Raw genomic sequence first — 6455 nt, 5'->3', positions numbered from 1 at the left:
GGCCGTGTCTCAGTCCCAGTGTGGCCGACCACCCTCTCAGGCCGGCTACCCGTCGTCGCCTTGGTGAGCCGTTACCTCACCAACTAGCTGATGGGACGCGGGCCCATCCTTAAGCGGGTTCCCCCTTTCTTCATATGGTGATGCCACCTTATGACCTTATCCAGTATTAGCACCCCTTTCGAGGTGTTATCCCGGTCTTAAGGGTAGGTTGCCCACGCGTTACTCACCCGTCCGCCGCTATCCGACACTTAACTTGTGCTAAGTGCCGAACCGCTCGACTTGCATGTGTTAGGCACGCCGCCAGCGTTCGTCCTGAGCCAGGATCAAACTCTTAAGTTTATATCCCTACTTTTATCTACACCTTTTTTTCGCCTCACTGTCCATTTTTCAAGGTCCCTCCGCTGCTTCCCCGCAGCTCCTCTATATTACCAAATCTATATCCCTTTGTCAATACCCTCTTTTGTCCATTTATCCTAAAAGTTTTGTTAATAAAATTTGACTTTGCGTGTATATACTATATCACAAATACATGTTCATGACAAGCCTTAAAAATATTTATTAAACTTAAATAACGACTATTTAGTGTATCTATCTTATTATTACATGTTAATCCTCATTTTTATGAGATTAAATTCGTGTAAATATTAGCAGGAAGTTTTAATTTATTAGGAATAAATTGATTGGAGGCACAAGGCCTCCACAAACTACTTTTTATTAGTAAGAACATTTTGTTGATTCTGCTGAGTTGCTTGTTGAGTAGCTTGAGACTGTTGATTGAGTTTGTTGTGAGTATTTATATAATTTAACCTATTAGTGAGCATAGTAACATGTCTCTGCATATCTTGTTGCATCTGTTGGAACATTTGTTTTGCAGCAGTGTCGTCTGTAGAGCTTGCAAACTGCGCATAAGTTCCAAGGGCAGCTTGCGCTGCTGCAATAGCCTTTTCCATATCGCTCTTGACAGTCATAAAAATCCTCCTTTTATTTGTTTTACATAAATTATTATTTCAAAAAGGAGGATTTTTAAACTGTTTATTTTTGTTGCAAATTCAAACAATATACTGAAGAATTATCAAAAGAATAATTCCAGGGATACCTAAAAAACCCGCAACAAGAGCAGTAACGGGATTTATAGCTATATATAAGCCGATGGATTTTCCTAACAAATTGATAATAAACAAAATCAATCCACCAATAATTCCATTTATTATAATTCTTAGCAAAAATTTTCTTGGTATAACTAATAGCCAACCTAAAAAATAGAGAAGAAATAAGCCTATTAGATAAGCGATAATTATATTGTATTCAATGCTTATGTTCATATAAAAACCCCCTAAGAGTTTATACTGTTATATTTATACTTAGGGGGAGGACAAATTATGATAAAAGAGAGTTAAAATTATCAGAATTTATTCCCTCTTCTTTTGCTTTTTTCAATAAATATATGTACTTTCTTTTTAAACTCTCCAACCGATATATAGCATAATCTACTAAATCAGGGTCTGTGACACTTTGAAAATAAATTTCTGCATCTTTCAATTCTTTTATCGTTTGTCTCACTTCATTTACTAATTGATAGTTCTCACTATTGTAGTCATATATATTTTTCGTTACCGCTATTTCTTTTAAATAATCAAAAAGCATTCCCATAATATACCTCCTCAACCGTATTATTTCCTAAAATACGGTTGAGTATACATCAAAGTACCACTTCTTTTAAAATTTCTAAAGATTCTCCGCTTACTTTATTATCTTTCACCAATTTTGCAATAACGTCTATCGCTTGCTTCGGTTCAAATCCATTTCTATAAGGCCTGTCTTCTGTCAATGCTTGATACATGTCACAAACCGCCACATGTCTATCAATCTGTCCAATTTCGTCACCTTTTAATCCCTCAGGATACCCGCTTCCATCTAATTTCTCGTGATGATTTGCTGCCCATTCTGCTATATCATCTATTCCTCCTATTTCTTTGAGTATTTCTTTAGTATAATAGGTATGAGATTTTATAACCATAAACTCCTCTTCAGTAAGCTTGTCCGGTTTGTCAAGAATAGAATTAGGTATAGCTAGCTTTCCAAGGTCATGTAGCAATCCCGCAATTTTTATTTTCCTGGTCACTTCTTCATCATAGCCTATCACTTTGGCCATATTATATGCCAAGTTTGAAATACCTCTTGAATGGTTATATGTAAATCGGCTTCTATTATCGATAATCTGCGCAAAAACCTCTGCTATATCCTCTAATTCATTAATTCCTATTGAAACAATGTCCTTAGGTTCAATCCTTTTTAATATAGTTTTTATATCAAAAAATTTATAATCAAGCCAAAATTTTTCTTGTCTTGTAAGGTCAAGTAATGCATTTGCAACCACAGGATTAAACATCTTTCCAGTGCCACTTTTTATACATTCTTTGATATTATTCCGAATATTATACTCGCTTTCTTTCCCAGCTAATGAGGTGTAACGTATATCAAATTGATCAGATATAAAAACAATTTGAGCTCCTAAAGGAATAGAATCACCATTTAGATTAAAATATCCGCTTCCATCGTAATTTTCATGATGATATCTTATAATATCCGAAAAATTTTCTCCAAAAGGTAGTTTCTTTACAATCTCACTTCCTCTTTCACTGTGTTTCCACCATTCATCTGTGTCAAAGTCTTCGTATATATCCCCTTTCCCTATATCATGTAAAAAAGCAGAATAGTATATTTTTTTTGATTCTTCTTCGTTTAAATTTAACATCTCAGAAATCCTTAAAGAAATATAAGCCACCCTTCTTGCATGTCCCATATTTTTATACTCTTGAACGTCAAGGGCCAAAGATAAAGCAGACAGTAAATTATTATAATTCAAATTCACATTTTATTCCTCCTAATTGATATTTATTTTCTACTGATATATATTATACACCAATTAAATCAATTTTCCCATATAATTTCCGAGATAATATCCCAATGCTCCTCCTATTAGTCCAAATATAATTGTTAAGGACATATATATAAATGCATGAAAATATTTTTTATTCTTGATTAAGTCTACTGTCTCATGGGAAAAAGTTGAGTATGTCGTAAAAGCACCTAGAAATCCCGTTGTCAAAAAAAGTTTAACATCACAGCTTAAATCTACATTTATTTTAGGACTTGATAAAAAGTTTAATAAAAACGCACCTAATACATTTATAATGAAAGTTTCGATTGGAATAATTATCTCTCTGTTTTCCTTTATATGCCTCGATATTTCATATCTCAATATTGCTCCAAAAATTCCTCCAATTCCTACATACAGTATACTTATTATCATTCTCTTTCCTGCTCCTTTAGTAAGCTAAAAGTTTTGTCAGCAAATTCAAACCCTAAATAAGACATCATAAGGCCACCAAATATTGATAAAATTATATAACTTAGAGCAATATAATCTTTACCTGCTTTTAGTAAATTTATTATTTCCATACTAAAAGTAGAAAATGTCGTAAAAGCCCCAATAAATCCTGTTGTTATCGCTAACCTCAAATTAGTATTTACCTCGTACTCATCCATAGTAAAATTAGCAATAAAACTTAACAAAAACGAACCTAAAATATTTATCATAAAAGTTTCAAAGGGAAATATAGTGTGATACATTTTGGTAAAGTAAATTGTTATTAAATATCTTAGTGCTGCTCCAAAAAATCCTCCGATACCTATATAGATGTACTCCATGAAAATCCCCTTTCTGTTTACATTTTTAGGCAATAAAAAACCCCTATTAGGCTTTCTATCCTCCTAATAGGAGCCATTAGCGTTTCCGCATTTATGGCGAGCTCCATCGCCTTATGGTATTCATCACAAATTTATTATAATAAACTACAAATGAAAATGCAATACCTTTTACAATTCCCTTCTACCTTCAAGAGCCCTTGAAAGAGTTACAACATCGGTGTATTCCAGGTCACCGCCTACCGGCACCCCATGAGCAATCCTTGTGACTTTTATTCCCAGCGGCTTTAATAGCTTGGCAATGTACATTGCCGTCGCTTCTCCTTCTATGTCAGGATTTGTAGCAAGTATGACTTCTTTTATATTTCCATTTTTAACCCTGTCTAAAAGTTCTTTAATTTTTATATCTTCAGGTCCAACGCCTTCTATCGGAGAAATAACACCATGGAGTACATGATACACTCCTTTATATTCTCGTATTTTCTCCATTGCGACAACATCCATAGGATGAGAAACAACACATATAAGAGAATGATCTCTTTCTTTATTACTGCATATATTACAAACCTCTGTATCAGTTATGTTATAACAAATTCTACAATACTTTATCTTTTCTTTTGCATCAATAATCGCTTGAGATAAGCTTTTTACCTCTTCTAAAGGCATGTTTATTATGAAAAAAGCAAGCCTTTGTGCTGTTTTAGGACCTATACCAGGCAACTTTGACAGTTCTTCTATAAGCTTTGCTAAAGATGCAGAATAATAGTTCATTTTTTCACCTCAAAACAGTCCAGGAATGTTTAGTCCTCCGGTTATCTTTGCCATTTCAGAAGCAATCATTTCTTCTGCATTTCTCAAAGCTTGATTAACCGCAGCCAATACAAGGTCTTCCAACGTTTCTACATCCTCTTTATCCACCACATCAGGGTTTATTTCAATACTAACAAGCTCTTTTCTGCCATTAGCAACTACTTTTACCATCCCACCACCGGCAGTAGCTTCTACAGTTTTTTGCACTAATTCCTCTTGCACCCTTTTCATTTCTTCCTGCATTTGCTGGGCTTGTTTAATCATATTATTTATATTAAACCCGCCCGGAAATCCTCCTTTTGCCATAACAGTATAACCTCCTAAATTTTTATTCTAAAAATATTTATATGCTTTTTTGAATTATTTGTGAAAATTATTATATTATCTCTATATCTTCGCCAAAAAGCTCTTTAACTTGCTGCACAAGTAATTCTTCTTCATTTTTCCTTAACTCAAACTTCAAAGGGATTGCTTTCCCAACTAATTTTTTTAATATTTCTTCAATAAAACTCTTGTTTTCCGCTTTGCTTAATTCTTCCTTTAATAAAGCATACTCCTCAGGATATTCTACCACAATTATTCCTTTTTTTAAATAAGGAGTTCCTTTTTCTATAAAGGCATACAAAGCTATTCTTTCTTTTTTTATCATTTCTTTTACTTCAGCCCACACCTTTTCTAGATCTATATCCTCTTGCTGTACTATTTGCGATATCACGTTTTCTTCTTTTTCTTCTTCTGGCAAATTTATTTTTTTATTTTTCTCTCCTTTTTCTTCCTTCAAAAAAAATTGTCCTTTTTCTAATTTGTCTTCTATTTGTTCTACCCTTGTTAACAAACTCATCATATCGTAAGAAATTTCCGGCTTTATCAACCTCAAAATAGTTACTTCTAAGATGGTTAACGGAGATATAGCATATCTAACTTCTTTTTGTAGATTTGTAAATTTTTCTAAAGCGTTAGTCAAAAAAGCTGTACCAAATTTTTGCACTCTTTCTTTTATAGTTTCTACATCGCTATACAAAATTTCTTTTAACTCTTCTCCTCCTGTTTTGTAAAGCACCATATCTCTTAAAATATAAGTTAAGGACTTTAAAAAATTTCCCACGTCTATTCCATAAGACAAAATTTTATCTAATTGTTTCAATGAAGCTGCTACATCTCTAGCATTCATGTGATCTAAAAGTGAAAATAACATTTCATCATTAGCTACACCTAACATTTCGCATACATCTTCATAGGTTATAAGGCCTTCTTTGTAAGAAGCACATTGTTCTAGTAGACTTATCGCATCTCTCATAGAACCATTGCCATAGAGAGCAATAGTTTTAAGGCCCTTCTCTTCGATTTTTATTCCACTGTCATTGCAAATCCTATCAAGATTTTGAACGATTAACCGGGTAGGTATTCTTTTGAAGTCAAACCTTTGACAGCGGGATAAAATAGTATCAGGTAATTTATCCGGTTCAGTAGTAGCAAGAATAAAAATCACATGAGGAGGAGGTTCTTCCAACGTTTTTAAAAGAGCATTAAAAGCCCCCGTAGAAAGCATATGCACTTCATCAATTATATATACTTTGTACTTAGCTTGAGAAGGAGCGTAAATTACAGACTCTCTCAATTCTCTTACATCATTTACACTGTTATTAGATGCAGCATCAATCTCTAAAACATCCATCGTAGTATTGTTATTTATAGCTTGACAAATCTCACAAGAATTACAAGGCTCTCCATCTGTATTATTTAAACAATTAACTGCTTTCGCAAAAATCTTAGCTACACTGGTTTTCCCTGTTCCTCTTGTGCCTGTAAAGAGATAAGCATGTCCTATCTTATTAAGCTTTATTTGATTTTTTAAAGTTTTTACAATATGCTCTTGCCCCACCACCTCTTTAAAGCTTTTGGGCCTGTACTTTCTATATAAAGACTGATACATACTT

General features: G+C 33.5%; 9 protein-coding genes, 1 rRNA gene and 1 riboswitch. All 10 genes read right to left on the bottom strand.

Features of this window, described 5'->3' with window-relative positions; translation table 11 throughout:
• Positions 1-339: ribosomal RNA gene (locus tag BUB32_RS08780) — 16S ribosomal RNA — on the bottom strand; the annotation flags it as partial.
• Positions 340-704: 365 nt separating this feature from the next.
• Positions 705-968: a DUF1657 domain-containing protein gene (locus BUB32_RS08775; RefSeq protein ID WP_072969056.1), complete on the bottom strand. Its 264-nt coding sequence runs from the start codon at positions 966-968 to the stop codon at positions 705-707.
• A gap of 81 nt (positions 969-1049) precedes the next feature.
• Entirely contained in the window at positions 1050-1322 is a 273-nt protein-coding gene (locus tag BUB32_RS08770) for a pro-sigmaK processing inhibitor BofA family protein (protein WP_072969055.1), read from the bottom strand.
• 55 nt (positions 1323-1377) lie between these two features.
• The gene (locus BUB32_RS08765) at positions 1378-1650 is read right to left on the bottom strand and encodes a DUF2508 family protein (RefSeq protein WP_029687605.1); all 273 of its coding nucleotides are present in this window, start codon (positions 1648-1650) and stop codon (positions 1378-1380) included.
• Positions 1651-1699: 49 nt separating this feature from the next.
• Entirely contained in the window at positions 1700-2872 is a 1173-nt protein-coding gene (locus BUB32_RS08760; protein ID WP_072969054.1) for an HD-GYP domain-containing protein, read from the bottom strand.
• Between the two features lie 54 nt (positions 2873-2926).
• Entirely contained in the window at positions 2927-3310 is a 384-nt protein-coding gene (gene crcB / locus BUB32_RS08755; protein ID WP_200773871.1) for a fluoride efflux transporter CrcB, read from the bottom strand.
• Positions 3310-3711 (bottom strand): fluoride efflux transporter CrcB, encoded by a 402-nt coding sequence (gene crcB / locus BUB32_RS08750; RefSeq protein WP_072969059.1) that lies wholly within the window; start codon positions 3709-3711, stop codon positions 3310-3312. The genes crcB (BUB32_RS08755) and crcB (BUB32_RS08750) overlap by 1 nt, the downstream gene beginning before the upstream one ends.
• A 60-nt stretch (positions 3712-3771) precedes the next feature.
• Positions 3772-3831: riboswitch (Fluoride riboswitch) on the bottom strand.
• Positions 3832-3879: 48 nt separating this feature from the next.
• Positions 3880-4479: a recombination mediator RecR gene (gene recR / locus BUB32_RS08745; RefSeq protein ID WP_042834337.1), complete on the bottom strand. Its 600-nt coding sequence runs from the start codon at positions 4477-4479 to the stop codon at positions 3880-3882.
• Positions 4480-4488: 9 nt separating this feature from the next.
• Complete coding sequence (locus BUB32_RS08740) at positions 4489-4824, bottom strand: YbaB/EbfC family nucleoid-associated protein (RefSeq protein ID WP_042834338.1); 336 nt, start codon at positions 4822-4824, stop codon at positions 4489-4491.
• Between the two features lie 70 nt (positions 4825-4894).
• A complete protein-coding gene (gene dnaX / locus BUB32_RS08735) occupies positions 4895-6451 on the bottom strand; it encodes a DNA polymerase III subunit gamma/tau (RefSeq protein ID WP_072969052.1) in 1557 nt (518 codons plus the stop codon).
• Positions 6452-6455 lie beyond the last annotated feature (4 nt).

The organism is Thermoanaerobacter uzonensis DSM 18761 (assembly GCF_900129115.1).
GTDB classification, from domain to species: Bacteria; Bacillota; Thermoanaerobacteria; order Thermoanaerobacterales; family Thermoanaerobacteraceae; genus Thermoanaerobacter; species Thermoanaerobacter uzonensis.
This window is presented reverse-complemented; position numbering and strand designations above follow the sequence as displayed.

Coding starts and splice junctions, on each gene's coding strand:
- BUB32_RS08775 (WP_072969056.1), bottom strand. CDS start 968: ATGACTGTCAAGAGCGATATGGAAAAGGCTATTGCAGCAGCGCAAGCT.
- BUB32_RS08770 (WP_072969055.1), bottom strand. CDS start 1,322: ATGAACATAAGCATTGAATACAATATAATTATCGCTTATCTAATAGGC.
- BUB32_RS08765 (WP_029687605.1), bottom strand. CDS start 1,650: ATGGGAATGCTTTTTGATTATTTAAAAGAAATAGCGGTAACGAAAAAT.
- crcB (WP_072969059.1), bottom strand. CDS start 3,711: ATGGAGTACATCTATATAGGTATCGGAGGATTTTTTGGAGCAGCACTA.
- recR (WP_042834337.1), bottom strand. CDS start 4,479: ATGAACTATTATTCTGCATCTTTAGCAAAGCTTATAGAAGAACTGTCA.
- BUB32_RS08740 (WP_042834338.1), bottom strand. CDS start 4,824: ATGGCAAAAGGAGGATTTCCGGGCGGGTTTAATATAAATAATATGATT.
- dnaX (WP_072969052.1), bottom strand. CDS start 6,451: ATGTATCAGTCTTTATATAGAAAGTACAGGCCCAAAAGCTTTAAAGAG.